Annotated in this window: 9 protein-coding genes and 1 pseudogene; all 10 read left to right on the top strand. The window is 59.5% G+C overall.

Annotation, left to right across the window (positions count from 1 at the left end; translation table 11 throughout):
* A pseudogene (locus tag DIE13_RS31595) lies at positions 1 to 120 on the top strand (dTDP-4-dehydrorhamnose 3,5-epimerase family protein); the annotation flags it as partial.
* 8 nt (positions 121 to 128) lie between these two features.
* Entirely contained in the window at positions 129 to 1,031 is a 903-nt protein-coding gene (gene rfbD / locus DIE13_RS31590) for a dTDP-4-dehydrorhamnose reductase (RefSeq protein WP_124830906.1), read from the top strand.
* A 599-nt stretch (positions 1,032 to 1,630) separates the two neighbouring features.
* Positions 1,631 to 9,268 carry a type I polyketide synthase gene (locus DIE13_RS31585; protein ID WP_124830905.1) on the top strand — a complete coding sequence of 2,546 codons (7,638 nt, stop codon included), beginning with the start codon at positions 1,631 to 1,633 and terminating at the stop codon, positions 9,266 to 9,268.
* Between the two features lie 7 nt (positions 9,269 to 9,275).
* Complete coding sequence (locus DIE13_RS31580) at positions 9,276 to 10,634, top strand: aminotransferase class I/II-fold pyridoxal phosphate-dependent enzyme (protein WP_124830904.1); 1,359 nt, start codon at positions 9,276 to 9,278, stop codon at positions 10,632 to 10,634.
* 53 nt (positions 10,635 to 10,687) lie between these two features.
* Positions 10,688 to 11,854, top strand: a complete 1,167-nt coding sequence (locus DIE13_RS31575) for a nucleotide sugar dehydrogenase (RefSeq protein ID WP_124830903.1) — start codon at positions 10,688 to 10,690, stop codon at positions 11,852 to 11,854.
* An 83-nt stretch (positions 11,855 to 11,937) separates the two neighbouring features.
* Positions 11,938 to 12,870: a glycosyltransferase family 92 protein gene (locus DIE13_RS31570; protein ID WP_124830902.1), complete on the top strand. Its 933-nt coding sequence runs from the start codon at positions 11,938 to 11,940 to the stop codon at positions 12,868 to 12,870.
* Positions 12,871 to 12,952: 82 nt separating this feature from the next.
* A complete protein-coding gene (locus DIE13_RS31565; RefSeq protein ID WP_124830901.1) occupies positions 12,953 to 15,301 on the top strand; it encodes a hypothetical protein in 2,349 nt (782 codons plus the stop codon).
* Positions 15,298 to 17,259, top strand: a complete 1,962-nt coding sequence (locus DIE13_RS31560) for a hypothetical protein (protein WP_124830900.1) — start codon at positions 15,298 to 15,300, stop codon at positions 17,257 to 17,259. The genes DIE13_RS31565 and DIE13_RS31560 overlap by 4 nt, the downstream gene beginning before the upstream one ends.
* Positions 17,260 to 17,272: 13 nt before the next feature.
* Positions 17,273 to 18,628, top strand: a complete 1,356-nt coding sequence (locus DIE13_RS31555) for a class I SAM-dependent methyltransferase (RefSeq protein ID WP_124830899.1) — start codon at positions 17,273 to 17,275, stop codon at positions 18,626 to 18,628.
* A gap of 136 nt (positions 18,629 to 18,764) precedes the next feature.
* A complete protein-coding gene (locus DIE13_RS31550) occupies positions 18,765 to 19,682 on the top strand; it encodes a hypothetical protein (RefSeq protein WP_124830898.1) in 918 nt (305 codons plus the stop codon).
* Positions 19,683 to 19,974: the final 292 nt, after the last annotated feature.

Raw genomic sequence — 19,974 nt, 5'->3', positions numbered from 1 at the left:
CGCAGCCTGCTGTGGAACGATCCGGAGATCGGCATTCAATGGCCGTTCGACGGCGAGCCGGTGCTGGCGGCGAAGGATGCGGCGGGCAAGCGACTCGTCGAAGCCGAGTGCTACGAATGAGCGGCGCCATGCAATCCCCTGAACAGCGGACCATCCTGCTCACCGGCATCAACGGCCAGGTCGGGTTCGAGCTCGCGCGCAGCCTGCAGGGTCTCGGCAAGGTCGTCGCACTGGATCGCAGCCGGCTCGACCTGTCGAATCTCGATCAGGTGCGCGATGTAGTGCGCGAGGTCAAGCCGGACCTGATCGTCAACCCGGCCGCCTATACGGCCGTGGACCAGGCGCAGACCGACGTCGCGCTGGCGACGCGCCTGAATGCGGAAGCGCCCGCGGTACTCGCCGAAGAAGCCGCGCGCATCGGCGCGGCGCTGATTCATTTCTCGACGGACTACGTGTTTGCGGGCACGAAGGATGGCGCGTATGTCGAGGACGATCCCGTCGATCCGCAAAACGTCTATGGCGAAACCAAGCTCGCCGGCGAACAGGCGATCGCGGCATCGGGATGCGCGCACCTGATCTTCCGCACGAGCTGGGTGTACGGCACGCGCGGCAAGAACTTCCTGCTGACCATGCTGCGCCTGGGCGCCGAGCGCGACGAGCTGAAGATCGTCGCCGACCAGATCGGCGCACCCACGTGGTCCAAGACGATCGCCGCGCTGAGCGCGAACGTCGCCGCGCAGGCCATCGGGGCAGGCACGGCCGGCCGGGACGAATGGTGGCGCACGCATTCCGGCGTCTATCACCTGTGCGCGGGCGGCTCGACGTCGTGGCACGGATTCGCGGAAGCGATCTTCCGCCTGTCGAATCTCCCGAAGAAGCCGTCGGTGACGCCAATTCCTGCCAGCGCTTATCCGACGCCCGCGGCGCGCCCGGCCAATTCCCGCATGTCGAATGCGAAACTGGCCGAGCACTTTGGCCTCGGCGCCCCGGATTGGGAAACCGCGCTCGAACTCTGCATGAAAGAGATTTAAAGCGTACCGCCAGCCGCTTCTCGCTGAATCACGGCTGGCGGATTATTTCGCATTATTACGGAACTCATATTCCGGACATTCCGGTTGCAGCGTTGCCCCCCCGGGAATATCCGCGCACAGCATTCCGATTCAAATGCGCGTTACGCCGCAAAATTCAGCGCCGGCGCACCATCCATCGGCTCCATCGCACCGCCAACCGGCAAAAAATACCCGCCCCGGCAACGCGACCATCTCTCTTGCTGCAAAATATTCCTCACTCCATGCGATCACGTATCAAACGCGCGTTCGACGAGCCCCGTTTTCGCAACTGGCTGGAAGCAATAACGAGATATTGATTAGGACTGTTTACATCCCCGCCGCGATCCGCCCCCTCAACCGAAGCTGCGCCGCCGTACCGCGTTCGACCGGTCCGCAAATTTCGAGACGTTCTAGGGTGAAACATAATTTTCGAGATAAAATCGCGGGTCGCGTCCATGTCCAAAGCTGGCGGGCATGGTCAATCTCCTCTCCCATCTGCCGTACACCCCCCGGGCCGCTTTGCTTTTCGCATGCAATAACAGGGAAATCACGCAGTCAGCCAGTAAGAAAGATACAAGCACATGAGCAAATGCGTCGCTTTAGTCGGATTGGCGTTTCGATTTCCTGGAACAGATAGTCGTCACTACTGGAACGACCTGCTCAACGGCAAGGACTGCGTCACCGAAGTCGAAGCCGGCAGATGGTCGAAAGACGCATATCTGCATCCAGCCAAGGACCATCCGGGTACCGCCTACACGTTCGCTGCGGGTTCGATCGGCGACGTCTCTGGTTTCGATGCGGATTTCTTCGGCATTTCGCCACGCGAAGCCGCACTGATGGACCCGCAGCAACGACTGTTGCTGGAACTGGGCTGGGAAAGCATCGAAAGCGCCGGCATCAAGCCTTCGTCGCTGCGCGGCAGCGACTGCGGCGTGTTCGTCGGCATCGCCAGCGCCGACTATTCGTACCGGATGGCAGACGACCTCGCGACGGTCGATGCGTCCATGGCGACCGGCAATACGGCCAGCATCGCGGCCAACCGCCTGTCCTACGTCTTCGACCTGCGCGGCCCGAGCCTGGCCGTCGATACCGCGTGCTCGTCGGCGATGGTGGCCTTCCACCTCGCCTGCCGCGCGATCGCCAACGGCGAAATCAGCCACGCAATCGCGGGCGGCGTCAGCCTGCACCTGCATCCGTACGGCTTCATCACGTTCTCGAAGGCGTCGATGCTGTCGCCCAACGGGCGCTGCAAGGCCTTCGACGCGTCCGGCGACGGCTACGTGCGCTCGGAAGGCGGCGGCCTGTTCCTGCTGAAGGACTACGACCAGGCCGTGGCCGATGGCGACCGCATCCTCGCCGTCGTGGCCGGCACCGCGGTGAACACCGACGGCCGCAAGTCCGGCCTGACCGTGCCGAGCGTGGACGCCCAGACCGCGCTGATGCGCCAGGTCTACGAGCAGGCCGGCATTCCGCCGAGCGCGATCGACTACCTGGAAGCCCACGGCACCGGCACGCCGGTCGGCGATCCGATCGAAACCCGCGCGATCGGGCAGGCGCTCGGCCAGCACCGCGCCGCCGATGCGCCGCTGCCGATCGGGTCGGTCAAGAGCAACCTCGGCCACCTCGAAGCGGCATCCGGCGTCGCCGGGCTCGTCAAGGCGATCTACAGCCTCCAGCATCGCGTGGTGCCGGGCACGATCGGCATCAAGGAATTCAATCCGAATATCCGCTTCGACGACTGGAACATCGAAGTCCTGACCAAACCGTATCCGCTGCGCGAAACGGGCACGCTGACCATCGGCGTCAATTCGTTCGGTTTCGGCGGCGCCAACGCGCACGTGATCCTGCAAACGCCCGCCGAAGCGGCCGGCACGCCGGATACGCGCGCGGCAGCGGCAACGACGGCCGCCGTGCCGATGATCGTCACCGGCCGCAGCAGCGCGGCACTGCAGGCCAACGCCCGCAAGCTCGCCGATACGCTGCGCGGCCCGGACGCGCCGGCGCTGTACGACGTCGCGCATGAAGCCGCGCTGCGTCGCGACTGGCACGAAAAGCGCGCGGTCGTGTTCGGCACCGACAGCGAACATGTCGCGCAGTTGCTCGAGCAGCTTGGCGCCGACGATGCGGCGAACCCGTCGATCCACGAAGGCGTCGGCGTGCGCGACGCGCAAGGCCCGGTCTTCGTATATTCCGGCAACGGCTCGCAATGGGCGGGGATGGGCTGCAAGCTGCTCGCGCATCCGGTCTTCAAGCAGACGATCGTCGAAATCGATCGCCTGTTCGCCGAGCTCGCCGACTGGTCGCTCAACGCGCTGTTCGAACGCGACGCGCAGGACGGCATCTACGAGCGCACAGAAATCGCGCAGCCAGCACTGTTCGCGCTGCAGGTCGGCGTGACGCGCATGCTCGCCGAGCAAGGCGTGCGGCCCACCGCCGTCGTCGGACACAGCGTCGGCGAAGTCGCCGCCGCGTGGGCGTGCGGCGCGCTCTCGCTCGCCGATGCCGTCGCGGTCATCTATCACCGCAGCCAGCAGCAAGGGCTCACGAAGGGCAAGGGACGCATGGCGGCCGTCGGCATCGACGGCGTCGCCACCGCCGCGCTGCTCGACGAACTCGGCCTGCAGAACGTGCTGTGTGTCGCCGGCTACAACAGCGCCAAGGGCGCCACGCTGGCCGGCGCACCGCACGCGCTGGAGCAGGTCGGCCAGGTGCTCGCCGAGCGCCGCGTGTTCTACAAGCAGCTCGACCTCGATTACGCGTTCCACAGCAGCGCGATGGATTCGATCGAAGCCCCGCTCAAGCAGGCGCTGGCCCATATCCGGCCGCAGCGCGCGAGCGTGCCGTTCTTCTCGACCGTGGCCGGCGCCGAGCTCGACGGCACCGCGCTCGATGCCGACTACTGGTGGCGCAACATTCGCGTGCCGGTGCGCTTCGAGCAGGCGCTCGACAGTCTCGTCACGCAAGGCAGCAACGTGCTGATCGAAGTCGGCCCGGCGCCCGTGCTGCGCAACTACGTCAACGAAACGCTCAAGCAGCACGGCAAGACCGGCCACTGCATCCCGACCGGCCGCCGCACCGACGACGCGCCCGAGCGCGTGGAGGCAGCCGTCGCGCAAACGCTGATCAGCGGTGCGCCGATCGACTGGACGCGGTTCTTCCCGAGCGACGCGGCCCGCGCCAAACTGCCCTCGTACGCGTGGCAACGCGAGCGTTACTGGCACCCGGTCACCACCGAGTCGCTGAACCAGCTCGGCCGCCGTCGCGTTCACCCGCTGCTCGGCTACAAGATGACCCAGCAGACCCAGCCTGCATGGGAAAACCAGCTCGATACGCTGCTCCAGCCGTGGCTCGCCGACCACGTCGTCGGTCACGCGACCGTCTTCCCGGGCTCCGGCTTCGCGGAAATCGCGCTCGCCGCCGCGCTTCAATGGCACCCCGGCGACCACGCGGACATCGAGGAACTGGAGATTTATGCGCCGCTGCTGCTGTCCGCCGCGCCGAGCAAGATCACCCGCCTGTCGCTCGACGAAGGCGATGGCCGCTTCAGGCTGCGCAGCAAGCAGGTCGGCAGCACCGATCCGTGGACCGAGCACGCCAGCGGCCGCCTGCTGGCGGGCGCGAACGCACAGCAACTGGCCGAAACCGCGCCCGCACTGCCCGAGCGCGAGCCCGACTTCACCGGCGCTACGCACCTCGCGCTGACACGCGCGGCCGAACTCGACTACGGTCCGGCCTTCCAGGCCGTGTCGCACGGCTGGATCGAATCGCCGCAAAGCGTGGTGGCCGTGCTGCACGCGCCGCAAGCGCTGGCCGACAGCCTGCCCCACAGCCTGCTGCACCCCGCCCTGCTCGACTGCACGTTCCAGCTCATCATCCAGATGCTGAAGGATGATCCCTCGCTGGGACAAGGCATCGCGTTCGTGCCGACCCGTATCGGCCGGCTGCGCTGGCGCGCCGGGCAAGGCACGCCGCATCGCGTGCACGCGCGCCTGCTGAAGCGGGCGCCGCATTCGCTCACCGCCGAATTCGCTATCTTCGACGAACACGGGCAGCAGATCGCAGCCGTCAGCGAAGCACGCTTTCGCAGCGTGCGCCTGGCGAAGGCGCACAGCGAGCCGCTCTCGTTCCTCGATTACGCCGCCACGCCGAGCCCGCATCCGCAGAGCCAGCAGCCCGCGAACACCGCGCTGCGACGCAACGCGCTGCAGCCCGCGCTGCGCGCTGCGGTCCGCTCCATCGCGACCGACGGTCTGCTCGAACGCTATGCGCAGGAAGTCGATCCGCTGCTGGAAACGCTGTGCGACCGCTATGCCGCCGAAGCGCTGTTGACGCTGTCGACCGACGGCCGGCTGGACGCCGCCGCGCTCGCCGCCTGTCGCGATGCCGCACCGCATGCCGCCCCGCTGCTCGACTGGGCACTCGGCCGTAGCGCGCACCGGCTGCCGGATTCGCAGGACTGGCAGATCGATGTGCCGCAAGACGACGGCGCCAGCACCAGCGACATCTGGAACAGCCTGCTGCGCGAATACCCCGACTACTTCACGCTGGTTCACGCAACCGGCCGCGTTGGCCTGCACCTGCCGGCCCTGCTCAGCGGTGAAACCGCGTGGGCCAACGTCTGCCCGCGCGACGTCACACCCGTGGAGCTCGCGCACTACGTGCTGGGCGACGAAGCGAACCAGCGGCTCTCCGACACGCTCAGCGCGCACCTCGAGAAGGCACTCGTTGCCCGCGCGCCCGACCAGCGCCTCGGCATTCTGGAAATCGGCGCCGGTGCATCACGCGTGGCTGCCGACCTGTGCCGCCATCTCGATTTCGCGGTTGCCGACTTCAGCTACGCCAGCTCCGAAGACGCGGCGCTCGAACACGCGGAACGCCTGCGCGAGCATTGCCCGGAGCTGTCGATCCAGCGGATCGACCCAAGCGCGACAAGCCCGAGCCGCGACGCCGACCTGATCGTCTTCCATTGCGACTTCGGCAACCTGGATGCGGCCCGGCTGGCGCTGCAATACGGCGCGAACCGCCTCAAGCCCGGCGGCACGCTGCTGCTGTGGGGCACGCAGCCGGCCGCATGGATGGACTTCATCTTCGGCGGCAATGCCGCGTGGTGGGCCAAGCGCGCCGACGGCACGCCGGTCTCGCCGCAACGCACGGCCGCCTACTGGCAAACCGAACTGGCGCAACTCGGCCTGGAATGTGACGAGCCGCTGGAACTCGCGCCGGAAAGCGCGTGCGGCCCCTATCTGCTCGCGGCCGGCCTGCCCGTGGAAGCAGCCGCCGTCGCGCAGCCGCAACCCCCTCAAGGCGGCTGGCTGATTCTCTCGGATGCGCACACGGCCGGCGAATCCGGCCCCGCGCGCAAGCTCGCCGCCCATCTATCGAGCCGTCGCCGCCTGCCGGTGCGCGTCGAGACCGACGTCACACCCGAGCAGCTGGATGCGGTAATCCAGCGCGCGCAAGCCGAGCTCGGCGAAATTCGCGGCATCGTGCATCTCGCCGGTCTCGCATACGGCGCGAACCTCGCCGACGGCGACGATCCGCAACGCCTGCTGCAGGCCCAGGTGCAGCGCTGCGCGCTGGCCGCCGGGCTCGCATCGGCGTGCGAACGCGCGGGCCTGAAGACCACGATGTGGCTGCTGACGGCCGGCGCCGCGCCGTTCCTGCCGAGCGCACCGACCAGCCGCTACGCGACGCTGAACGACGCTTCGCTGTGGCTGTACGGCCGCACGATGATCAACGAGGCCGCCGGATTCGACGTTCGCCTCGTCGACCTGCCGCAGACCGAACCGGTGCCGCTCGACGCGCTCGCGCGCGAACTGTTGTGGCCGGACGGTGAACAGGAAATCGCGCTCGGCGCAGCGGGCGAGCGCTATGCGCCGCGCCTGCGCAAGAATCCGCGCCCGCATTCCACAGCGCCGGCGACGCCCGCTTCCGCGACCGATACCGCGATGCGTCTCGGCTTCGAAGTGCCCGGCCAGTTGCGCAACCTGCGCTGGGAAGCCCATACGCTGCCCGACGTGCGCGAGGACGAGCTGCAGATCCGCGTCGAAGCCACCGGCCTGAATTTCCGTGACGTGATGTACACGCTGGGCCTGCTGTCCGACGAAGCGATCGAAAACGGCTTTGCCGGACCGACGCTCGGGCTCGAATTCTCGGGCGTCGTCGAGCGCGTCGGCCGCAAGGTCACCGGATACAAACCGGGCGACGCCGTCGTCGGCTTCGGGCCGGCCAGCTTCGGCAACCGCGTCGTCACGCAGTCGAGCGCGCTGTCGCACATTCCGCGCAGCCTGTCGTTCGAAGCCGCGGCCACCATTCCGAGCACGTTCTTCACCGTCTACTACGCGTTCCATCACCTCGCCCGGCTCGAACCCGGCGAGCGCGTGCTGATCCACGGCGCGGCCGGCGGCGTCGGCATCGCCGCGATCCAGTTCGCACAATGGATCGGCGCGGAGATTCACGCGAGCGCGGGCTCGGACGAGAAACGCGACTTCCTGCGCCTGATGGGCGTGAAGCACATCTACGATTCGCGCTCGCTCGAGTTCGCCGACGAGATCCTCGCCGCGACCGATGGCGAAGGCGTCGACGTCGTGCTCAACTCGCTCGCGGGCGAAGCCATCAACCGCAACCTGCGCGCGCTCAAGCCGTTCGGCCGCTTCCTGGAACTCGGCAAACGCGACTTCTACGAAAACACGCGCATCGGCCTGCGTCCGTTCCGCAACAACATCAGCTACTTCGGCATCGACGCCGACCAGCTGATGTCGAAGCGCCCGGATCTGACGCGACGCCTGTACGGCGAGATGATGGCGCTGTTCGAGGAGGGCGTGCTCCGTCCGCTCCCTTATCACGCCTTCGACGCAAACGATATCGTCGACGCGTTCCGCCATATGCAACAGGCACGCCAGATCGGCAAGATCGTCGTGACCTATCGTCGCGGCCTGCAGGCAAGCGCGGCGGCACAAACCGCCGCCCCCGCGGACGAACTGCGTTTGCGCGACGAGGCGAGCTATCTCGTCACCGGCGGCCTGTCCGGCTTCGGCCTGCGCACCGCGCAATGGCTGGCCGACAAGGGCGCGCGCCACCTCGTGCTCGCGAGCCGAAGCGGCCCCGCGTCGGACGAGGCAAAGGAAGCGATCGCCGCGCTGCGAGAACGCGGCGTGGACGTGCATGCCGCCGCGTGCGACGTCACCGATCGCGCGGCGCTCGCCGCGCTGCTCGCGCACGTCGACGCGCACATGCCGCCGCTGCGCGGCATCGTGCACGCCGCGATGGTCATCGACGACGGGCTCGTGCGTGGTGCAACCGCCGCGCAAATCGAACGCGTGATGGCGCCCAAGATCATCGGCGCACTGCATCTCGACGAACTCACGTGCGCGCGGCCGCTCGACTTCTTCGTGTTCCACTCGTCGGGCACGACGCTGTTCGGCAACCCGGGGCAATCGAACTACGTGGCCGCCAACGGCTGGCTCGAAGCACTGGCCCGCCTGCGGCGCGCACGCGGGCTTCCCGCGACCAGCCCGCGCTGGGGCGCGATTGCCGATGCCGGCTTCCTCGCGCGCAACCAGAAGGTCAAGGACGCGCTGCAAAACCGCATGGGCGGCAGCGCCCTGCCCGCCGCGACGGCGCTCGATGCGCTGGAAGACATGCTGCTGGGCGGCGTCGGCGACCTCGGCGTGCTGGAACTGGACTGGCGTGCGCTGTCGCGCTTCCTGCCGAGCGCGCAGACGCCCATGTTCGCCTGGGTCGCGCGCGACGCGGCAACGTCGCATCAGGACGAGGACGGCAGCGACGACGTCGCCGAGTTGCTGGCCACGCTAAACGACGAGGAACTGCACCCGGCCGTGGTCGACATGATCAAGCACGAAGTCAGCGAGATCCTGCGCGTGCCCGCGGACAAGATCGACCCCGATCGTTCGGTTTACGATATGGGCCTCGATTCGCTGATGGGTGTGGAGCTCGTGGTGGCGCTTGAAAGCCGCTTCGGCGTCCGGCTGCCCGTGATGGCGCTCTCCGAGAGCCCTACCATGACCAAGCTGGCCACGCGGTTGATCGAGGTGCTGCGCGGCGAAGAGCCGGCCGAGCCCGACACCGTTGCCCAGCAGGTGGCACATGTCGTGGCCCAGCATACCCAGGATGTTTCCAGCGAAGCGATCGCCGAGTTCACCGACGAAATCAAGGCTGCACAAGAAGCCGGCCACAAGCCGGAACGCATGATCCGATAAGCGCGACATGAGCAAGACCAAAACCACCGGACTGCCGGGCCTCACCTCGGCCCTGAAGAACAAGCTCATCCAGCAGGCGCTCGAGCGCAAGCTGCGTGAAGCCGGGCGCGAGCAGCCCGCCGCCGCGCCGGCGGCGGGCCGCAGAACGGCAGCTTCCGTGCCGGAAGCCTACACGCGCTTCGACCAGTATCCGGGCTATCGGCAGTTGCGCATCATGAGCGACGGCGCGGCGCGCCTTGGCTTGCGCAGCCCGTTCTTCAAGCTGCATGAAGGGACGGCCGGTGCGCAAACCTGCATCGGCGGTCATACATACGTCAACTACGCCAGTTACAACTACCTCGACATGTCGGGCGACCCCGTCGTCTCGCAAGCCGCGAAGGATGCGATCGACCGCTACGGCACGTCGGTTTCCGCGAGCCGCCTGGTGTCCGGCGAACGGCCGATCCACCGCGAGCTCGAACGAGCGCTCGCCGAGTTGTACGGAGTGGACGACGCCATCACGTTCGTGAGCGGCCATGCGGCCAACGTGACGACGATCGGCTACCTGTTCGGCCCGCGCGATCTCGTCATTCATGACGAACTGATCCACAACAGCGTGCTGCAGGGGATCCAGTTGTCGGGGGCGAAGCGCTTTTCGTTCGCGCACAACGACGCCGATGCGCTCGAGCGGCTGCTGACGGAACAGCGGCATCAGTTCGAGCGCGTGCTGATCGTGCTGGAAGGCATCTACAGCATGGACGGCGACTACCCCGACCTGCCGCGCTTCGTCGACATCAAGCGCCGTCACCGGGCGTTCCTGATGGTGGACGAGGCCCATTCGCTGGGCGTGATGGGCAAGACCGGGCGCGGGATTCGCGAGCACTTCGGCCTTGCCGGCGATGCCGTCGACATCTGGATGGGCACGCTGAGCAAATCGCTGGCCGGCTGTGGTGGCTATATCGCCGGCGAGACGGCGCTCATCGAGCATTTGAAATTTCTGGCGCCCGGGTTCCTGTATAGCGTGGGGATGCCGCCGCCGGTCGCGGCCGCTTCGCTCGCAGCGCTGCGGCGCATGCTGGAATTGCCTGAGCGCGTGGCCACGCTTCAGGCGCGCGGACAGTACTTTCTTGCGCAGGCCAAGGCAGCGGGAATCGATACGGGCAGCAGCGCGGGGATTGCTGTCGTTCCGGCGATTCTCGGCAGCTCGCTACGGGCGACCAAGTGGTCGGACGCCCTGTTCGAACAAGGAATCAATGTGCAGCCCATTCTTTATCCGGCGGTGCCGGAGCAGTCGGCGCGGTTGAGGTTTTTCATCGCTTGCACGCATAGTGAAGCGCAGATCGACCAGACCGTGCAGGCAATGAAGGGGTTGCTCGAGAAACGATAGTCCCGGTACATCGAGTACGCGGTCCATTCCAATTCCAAATCAATCAACGACTCATGAAAATCGCTATCGCCGGCACCGGCTATGTCGGGCTTTCCAACGGTATCCTGCTTGCTCAGCACCACGAAGTCGTCGCGCTGGACATCGTTCCCGAGAAGGTGGAGATGCTCAATCGCAAGCAGTCTCCGATCATCGATACCGAGATCGAGGATTATCTCGCGAACAAGCGCCTGAACTTCCGTGCGACGCTGGACAAACACGACGCCTATGAGGGAGCGGACTACGTCATCATCGCCACGCCGACGGACTACGATCCGGAGACCAACTACTTCAATACGCGCTCGATCGAAGCCGTGATCAGGGACGTGAAGGCGATCAATCCGCGTGCGGTGATGGTGATCAAGTCGACGGTGCCGGTCGGATACACGGCGAAAGTTCGACAGGAGCTGGATTGCGATAACGTGATCTTCTCCCCTGAATTCCTGCGCGAAGGCCGCGCGCTGCACGATAACCTGCATCCGTCGCGGATCATCGTCGGCGAGCAATCGGAGCGAGCCGGGGTGTTCGCCGAGCTGCTTCAGGAAGGCGCGATCAAGAAGGACATCTCGGTTCTTTTTACCGACTCGACGGAAGCGGAAGCCATCAAGCTCTTCGCGAATACCTACCTCGCGATGCGGGTGTCGTACTTCAACGAACTCGACACTTACGCGGCAACGCATGGGCTGGATACGCGGCAGATCGTCGACGGGGTTTGTCTTGATCCGCGGATTGGCAGTCATTACAACAATCCGTCGTTCGGCTACGGTGGATACTGCCTGCCCAAGGACACCAAGCAGCTCCTCGCCAACTACAAGGCCGTGCCGCAGAACCTGATTCAGGCGATCGTGGCGTCCAATACGACGCGCAAGGACTTCATTGCCGAAGACGTGCTGCGTCGCAAGCCGAAGGTCGTTGGGATCTATCGCCTCATCATGAAGAGCGGGTCCGACAACTTCCGGGCGTCAAGTATTCAGGGCGTGATGAAGCGGATCAAGGCGAAGGGCGTTGAGGTCATCGTGTACGAGCCCGCACTGAAGGAATCGGAGTTCTTCCATTCGCGAGTCGTCGAGGATCTTGAAGCGTTCAAGGCGGAATCGGATGTGATTATCAGTAATCGTGTTGCTGCTGCGCTGGAAGATGTCGCCGAGAAAGTCTACACAAGAGATCTGTTTGGCCAAGACTAATTTTTCTCGCTTTACATACAGACTTCAAGCAAGATGTTTTACTGCGAAACTTTATCCATTACTCCGGAAATAGGTGGCGGAGCATGTTGAACCTAGGTCTCGCGGCTATCGTCAAAGACGAAATCAATGACTTGCTGGAATGGATCGCCTATCACCGAGTGATAGGTGTGGACCATTTTTTTATTGCAGACAACGACAGTACGGACGGTACACGTGAACTTTTGGCGTCTCTAAGCACTGCAGGAATTGTCACGCTTATCGACGTTCACACGCTACCGGGCCAGCGGCCGCAGTTGCCTGCCTACTCTGAGTTGCTGGGTATGGCGCGGAAGAATTGTGATGTTCTTGCGTTTATCGATGCTGACGAGTTCCTAATGCCTACAGACGACGCCACAACCATCAAGCCACTACTTGAGAAGATATTTTCCGACCCTCATGTATCTGCCCTTGCTCTGAATTGGGCCAACTTCGGCTCAGCCGGGGCAGTTTTCTTGGAAGACGGCCTCGTAATTGATCGGTTTGTTCGTCGCGCAAAATTAGATTTCAAGGTTCATCATCATTACAAAACCATAGTAAGACCAGAGAGAGGAATAGATTTTTACAACCCACATCATGTAAATCTCAATTCCGGACGCTATGTGAATACTCTCGGCATTGATCTTATCCCTCACAATCAGCACGGGAGCGGATTAAGCGACATTGTGGTATGGAGCGGCGCCAGAGTTAATCACTACGCGACAAAATCGCTAGAGGAATTTCTTCTAGGAAAAAGTCGTCGCGGCAGTGCGTCCAAAGAAGGGCGCATCAAACACAAGCGCTACTTCATGCATCACGATCGCAATGATGAGGAATGTCTACTAGCGACTCGATTCTCGGGAAGCACATTAGAGCAAATTAATTACCTCTCCAATCTAATTCCTCCAGATCCAAAAGTCGAGGCTCGTGTTTCTCAAAGCACTCTCTCCCGCTTGTTAAACTGGAGGCTCAACGCAGGAGAGCACAAGAGCACCACATGAATACCGTAGGCTCTAGTGGTATTTGGGGGTGCAACACCTCTCTGGACTCGAACTATACGTTCCACTGCTTTTTCGAATAAAGATGAATAAGATCGCCATCGTTGGGCACCCGGCCTCGGGGTATCGTGAAGTTGAAGCGTTGCTGCATCAGTGCGGTATGGCCGAGCCGCGACCATCGCGACGCGAAGGCATGCTGCCAACAGATATCACCGCCACACTGTGCAAGGCGTACAAAGTTCCATCACTGGATACCGCAACAACAGAAGAAGACATTAACCAAATCGAAGCGGGTTCGGTATGGCACGGCATGGCGCTGGATTTGGTACTTGGTAACTTGGAGCAGTCACTGTGGGGATGGGCAGATCCAAAAACGATTTTTGCACTGGATTATTGGCTCTCGTTGGATCCGCAGCTTGGCTTCGTGTTCGTGTATGACGAGCCTCACCGCGCACTCATAGAAGCTGCAGAGGCCGCTGCGAAAAACCAACCAGTCGATGGAAAGCTGCCTATTACCCCGATCACCGAGCAGCTTTTAAGCAATGTCTTGAATAATTGGGCCGCCGTCAACGGAGCGTTACTGCGCTTTTACCTGCGGCATCCTGAGCGTTGCCTCCTCGTGCATGCCGGCCAAACGACTCGTACCGCCGATCGGTATGTACAGCAATTACAACCATTGCTTGATGAGTCGCTTGTATTGCCGTCTGATCAGATTGGCAAAGCATCTCCTGAACGACTCACACAATTTACTGCTCCCCCTGTCGTTGCTCGCACACTCACGGCCGCCGGTGTTGAAGCCGCAATCGCCCATCAAGTTCTGGATGTGAAGAGTGCGGAGTTCTACCTCGTAGATGCAGTACTTGCCGATCACCCTTCAGCCTTGCAACTTTATGCCGAACTGCAGTCCGCCTCCAATATCCCTTTGGAGGTCCCCACAGATCGCAATAACGACGCTTTGGCCGCATGGACAGCTCTGACGCGGCAACGTGCGTTTCTTACTATGCTGTTTCAGCGCGTACAACATGAGTACGAGCGTATCGAGGTTGATCTTGCCCAGACCCGCACCGAGGCGCAGCGGCTTTCTCAACAGGCCCTGGCACTGACCGACGCGCATACTAAACGAGACGTCGAAGTTCGAGCCGAAAGCGATCTGTTGCTCCGTCAATTGCATCAGATTCAGCGAGAACTGGAGAGCTATCACTCGGAAAATCAGAGTATCAAGAGTGAGAATCAAAAGCTTTCTAACGAGAACACAAACCTGAAGCGTGAAATTCTCAACACCCAAGATGAATATCAGCGCGTCGAAAATGAATTCACTCGAACTCGTACCGAGGCACAACGGCTTCTGCAGCAAACCCTAGCGCTAACTGACTCGCATACCAAGCGAGATGTCGAATCTCAAGCAGCAAGTGATCTCTTGCTTCAGCATTTGCGTCAAGTCCAGGAAGAGCTGGAGCGCCATTACTTAGAAAATAAAAATATCAAAGACGAAAATCATAAGCTTTCCAGAGAAAATGCAAATCTCAGCCGCGAAATTTTGTCCGTTCGAGCAGAGTACGAACGTGTCGAGAACGAGTTGAATCAAACGCGCACCGAAACACAGCGACTTTCACAACAAACTCTGGCACTGACAGACACGCATATCAAAAGAGACGCCGAGGCTCGAGCTGAAAACGATTTGCTGCTCCATCAACTTCAGCAAGTTCAAGAAGAGCTCGAACGTTATCACTCTGAACATCAGAGTATCAAGAACGAAAATCAAAAACTCTCAGACAACAACGCCGACCTCAAGCACGAGATTACTACTATTCGAAATGATTATGAACGTGTTGCGAATGAAGTCACGGAAACACAGACTGAGACACAGCGAATTTTGCAGCAAGCTGAGGGACTAACAGAAGCACATGTGAAGTTAAATGCCGATCTCCGAGAAGAGAACGACTTACTACTGTCCCAGCTGAATCAAATTCAAGAAGAATTAGAGCAGCATTACATTACCAACAAGCGCATCACAAGCGAAAATCAAGCATTAAAATATGAGATTGAACTCATTAAGAACATGCTTCCGCCTCCCACGCCACCAGGCCCCTCGGGAGCAGGAGACCGAGTGCGTCGCCAGCTTAACTACCGTCTAGGGAATGTAGTAGTTCAGCGTTCAGCGACGCTGGGCGGCTGGCTAGGAATGCCCGCGGCCATATCACGTGAAATGAGGGCTTTCCGAGACGAACAACTAGTGAATCCGAGTAGCAAATTACCCCCTCTGCGTGAATACGTCGACGCTGAGGAAGCTCAGCGTGTCAAACAACACCTTTCGTATTACGTGGGTGTTGCACTTGTGAAATATGGTCGCTCGCCGTTGGGTTGGCCCCTGTTGCCATTTGCTTTACTTCGCGCACGGAGAGAATTTCTACGACAAGGGAAGGAGGAACAATGAGCGAATTTCAACGACCTCTCTCGTCTTCTACGCCGGCCTTATTTGCTTGGCTGGACGTACTGCTTGCTATCTTTCCGCCGCACGGAGTGCTATTGGCGGGTGCAGGTACGGGCAATAGTTCGTGGGTCCGATGGCTAAAGACTCGACATGTCAACTCGGTGTGCCTCGTTGAAGGTGATGAGCGACAGTATCGTCATTTACGGCGCCAGCTGCATGCGGATTCGACTTCCAAACTATCAGATAAACTTTCTGGCTGGATACCTCGCCAGGAAGTGTTGTCAGAACGCCAGGGCCAAGTGACTTTCTATGAAGCAAGCAATCCGGCCGAAAGCGGTCTGGTCAACCCCGAACTGTTACGTGAATTCTGGCCGAACCTTGCCACCGAACGAACTGTAACGCAGGAAGCTATCACTCTCGATGCTCTGCAAGAAGAAGCAGGCTTGAAAGCTAACTGGCTATTGCTGGATTGCCTGCCGGCTTCCGAACTGTTGCAAGGGAGCGAAAAATTCTTGAGCACACTGGACTTGGCCTTGGTGCGCGTGACGACGGATCAGTATAAGCACGATATACCGTTATCGGGTCATGATGCAGTGGATACGTTGATGCGCAAAGCTGGATTAGTTCGCGTTCACCTCGAACCCGAGCGTCACCCGGCACTCGCGCATGCTCTATACACGCGAAATGCTCAGGAAATGATTGAAAAGCTGGACACTATCCAGCAACATGCGTCGAGCTCAACCGAGCAGTTGCGCGTATCTCAAAATGATTGGGCGAAAGAGCGCGCGGAACTGAAACGCTCGCTGGATGAAGCAGAGATCAACGCTCAGAAAGCGATTGAAGAATTGAAGATTTCGCAAGAAGAAAAAGCGAAATCGATCGAGCGACTGCGAGCGGTTCAAGATAGTTTGGCCGATGAACGCGCGGAGTTCGCACGGAGACATGAAGAGTCACGGGCCGAAATCCGAAAAACAACTGATGAATCGAGCATTTCGCGTCAAGAAGCAGAGAAGTCAATAGAGCAGCTTCGAGCCGCTAAAAATAGCTGGGCCAAAGAACTCATGGAGTTGACAAAACAACTGAATGAGGCACGAGCAGAAGTTAAAAAAAATGAAGAAGAACTGAAGGCTTCTCGGCAAGAGAAAGCGGAATCGATCGCGCAATTAAAATCCATCAAAGATGAGTGGACCAAAGAGCGCGTGGAATTGGAAAAGCGGTTGAATGAATCCCGAGTTGAAGCTCAGAAGAATGCAGAAGAACTAAAGGCATCACAACTAGAAAAATCAAAAGCAATCGCACAATTACAGACAATCAAAGACGATTGGACCAAAGAGCGCGTGGAATTGACAAAACGCGTAGATGAGGCACGAACTGAAACTCAGAAGAGTGTCGATGATCTAAAGGCCTCCCAACAAGAGAAAGCGAAATCAATCGCACAATTACAAACGGTCAAGGATGACTGGGCCAAAGAGCGTGGAGAACTGACTCGCAATCTGGATGAGGCACGATCCCGCATCCAGAAAATGGCGGAAGAACTGAAAATTTCGCAGCAAGATAAAGAAAAATCAACACATGAGTTGCAAACGGCCCAAAATGACTGGACTCAAGAGCGCACGAAGTTTACACAGGCCCTAGATCTTGCCAAAACTAGCGCACAAAAGACGTCTGAGGAATTGAAAGTCTCACGGGAACAGGCCGCCAAATTGGCTGACGAGTTGCGCGTTGCACGGGATGAATGGTCGAGAGAAAAGAACGTGCTTACAGGCACTCGCGCAAAGGCCGAACAGCTAGCAACTGAGCGACAAACAAAACTCAAGGCAAGCGAACAGCAAGTACATCAACTTCAACGCCGCCTAAGTGAGGCAGACCGAAGTAATTTGTTGTTGCGTGCGGAGATCGAGAAGGCCGAAGCCCAAATCGAAATCATTCGTGAATTTCTCAAACTGCAAGCCAAGATATAGGAAGGGCCCAGCTATGGAAACGGACCGGTTTGAGCCAAATTCAATGTGGTCGCACTGGGTGTCGGGGCATTGGGATCAGCTGCTATCGGAATTTTCTATCGAAGATGAAACGTCGACCAGCACCGGCCCTCATGCGCTCTTGCAATGCGCGGCGCTCTTACAACGCAACGAAGCCGATAAAGCCCGCACGATATTGCAACGCCTAGCCGCGGACTGCCCTCCTCGGCTGGTTCTGTCTGTCCTGTTGTCCGGTGCCTTCAACTCCTTGGCTAGAGTGCATGCGCTCGCCGGGCATCAGCAAGAATCGTGGATCTGTTTCCAACAATCTCTGCGCCTGGCGCCATTGAGCGGCGACAGCGACATTTGGGCACGCGTTCGTGCCGACAACGAAACCCGCCGTCTCGGTTTGCCGCCTGTCACTCCACTTAACGAATCGGTAGCCCCTTGGCATCTGCCAGATTGGATAAAAGCCGGTTTGGTGCACACGCCCGATTCCGCGCCGTTACTAATCGCCGCCGCTGAGAGCGCCCAGCGTAGCGGTGACTTCGACAACGCCATCCGCTACTGGCAACAATTGGCTGCCGTGGATGGGAAGCAAATGGAGCAGGTCTACTACGACCGCTTGGATCAGGCGTATCGGCAAGTACAACGCTTTCCGGAAGGCCATCCTGAGGAGGAGGTGTTACGCGGGGGGACGAACAAATACGCCGTCCTCAAACACATTCATCAACTATTGAAACCCAAGAACTACTTGGAAATTGGGGTTCATAAAGGAGAGAGCATGGCTTTCGCAGGCTGCCCGGCAATAGGCGTAGATCCCATGCCTATGCTTACGACAGCGTTGTCGGCGCAAGTGCAACTCGTCCGCGCAACCAGCGATGAATTCTTTTCTGACTTTGCATCGAGCCTTCTCAAAGAACCTGTTGGCATGGCCTTCATCGATGGCATGCATTTGTTCGAGTACGCATTGCGTGACTTCATCAATATCGAGCGCTATGCCGGAGAGCAAACCTTGGTGGTAATTGACGACATTCTTCCCTGCCATCCAGCCCAGGCCGCGCGGGATCGCCGCACTCGCTCCTGGACGGGCGACGTATGGAAATTACTGGTGACTTTGCAGCGGCACCGCCCCGATCTTTCGCTGATATTATTGGACGCGTTTCCTACGGGTCTGCTGTGCATTAGCGGCCTAGATCGGACCAACACCACACTTCACGATCAATATGACGAAATCGTGGCTACATGGTCAGCAGAGGCGGTCGTACCGGATGACATACTGGAACGCAAAGACGCATTGCCGTGCACACACCAAGACTTGGATCTTATGCTCGCTCGACTACATAGCATAGCAGCCACAGTGCAAACTTAAACGATAGAATCACGAATAAATAAATCCTAGATCAGATATGGAAATCATGATTTTTTCGATTACTTTATACCCATGACTTCCATGATCTTTACTTCGAGCACATGATTTATATACAACACTATTTGGAATAAAAACCATGTCCAATTCATTGAAATTTTTAGCCATTCCCATACTTTTTGCGACGTCTACGCATGTATTTGCAGCGCTGGGAGACGGAGTTATCGAAAAACGCGTTGAAGATTCCACAATTCGCGTAGAAACATCCGCACGATTTGGCGGAGCTGTCTCGTCGCTGATTTTTCGAGGAGTACAGTATGTGGACACATGGGATCATGGCCGCGAGCTTCAGAGCGCTGCCTCGTTCGATCGACTAGGAGAGTGCTTCAATCCCACTGAGGCAGGCAGTTCAGCAGACAAAAAACTTTCAACGACGAGCACCAAGGTGATTGCGGCAGAAGTGGGCAGTGATTGGATTGCCACTAAAGCCGATATGGCATTCTGGCTACCACCTGGATACAATTACAAGCGCAAGTGTGGAGACGGTGATTATCCAGCGGTAACTCGAGCCGTAAACACACACATCCGTGGCGGCTACATTCTCGATAAACGCATTTCCATAGGAACGCCAGTTGTTCCTAATGTCGTGGTCGATCGAGTAACTTACGTAGTACCGGAAGCACATAGATTCGGTACGTTCGAAGCAGCAACCGTCTACACCCCGGTCAACTTCTCAAAACGCTATGTATTTAATCCAGATACCGGCGATATCTCACCCACTAATTTCTTTGGCGAACAGTCACAACCGGTAATTCTTGCTACAGAGGATGGAAGTAGTGCCATAGGCGTCTTCTCCGAAAAGTTGCCTCAAGACAAGCGCGGATATGGGACTTTCACTTATTCAAATACACAGAAAATTAACTGTGTTTTCCGCGAAAAAGATATTTCTGCCGGGCAAAAATTTAGCTACAAGTGCACTTTCGCCGTAGGAACGCTAAATGAAGTGAAAGACTCTATCGCCAGGCTCCATCGCCACGCGACTGACAACGCTCGCTGAGATTGAATTTCTCGTAAAAACAAAGCCCAGCGCGCTGCCCAATCAGCTCGGCAGCCGCTGGAATCAGCAAGCTAATATCCCCGACATTATCGCGAATATAAGCTCACCTCCTCAGTTCAACCGATTCGGTCACACACTCACTCAGTAGTTTCACGAGTCGCTGGCATCTTCCGAATAGCAAGGTCATCGCAATCACCAACGTCGGCGACGTCATCGTAAGCGGCCGGGCAACCCGTCTTGAGTTGGGGTAAAGCTCTTGGGAGTATCGTGTCCACCTAACGAATAAGCGGAC

Source organism: Burkholderia sp. Bp9016 (assembly GCF_003857765.1).
Classification (GTDB): Bacteria; Pseudomonadota; Gammaproteobacteria; order Burkholderiales; family Burkholderiaceae; genus Burkholderia.
The sequence above is the reverse complement of the archived record's forward strand: the minus strand, read 5'-3'. Positions and strand labels throughout refer to the sequence as shown.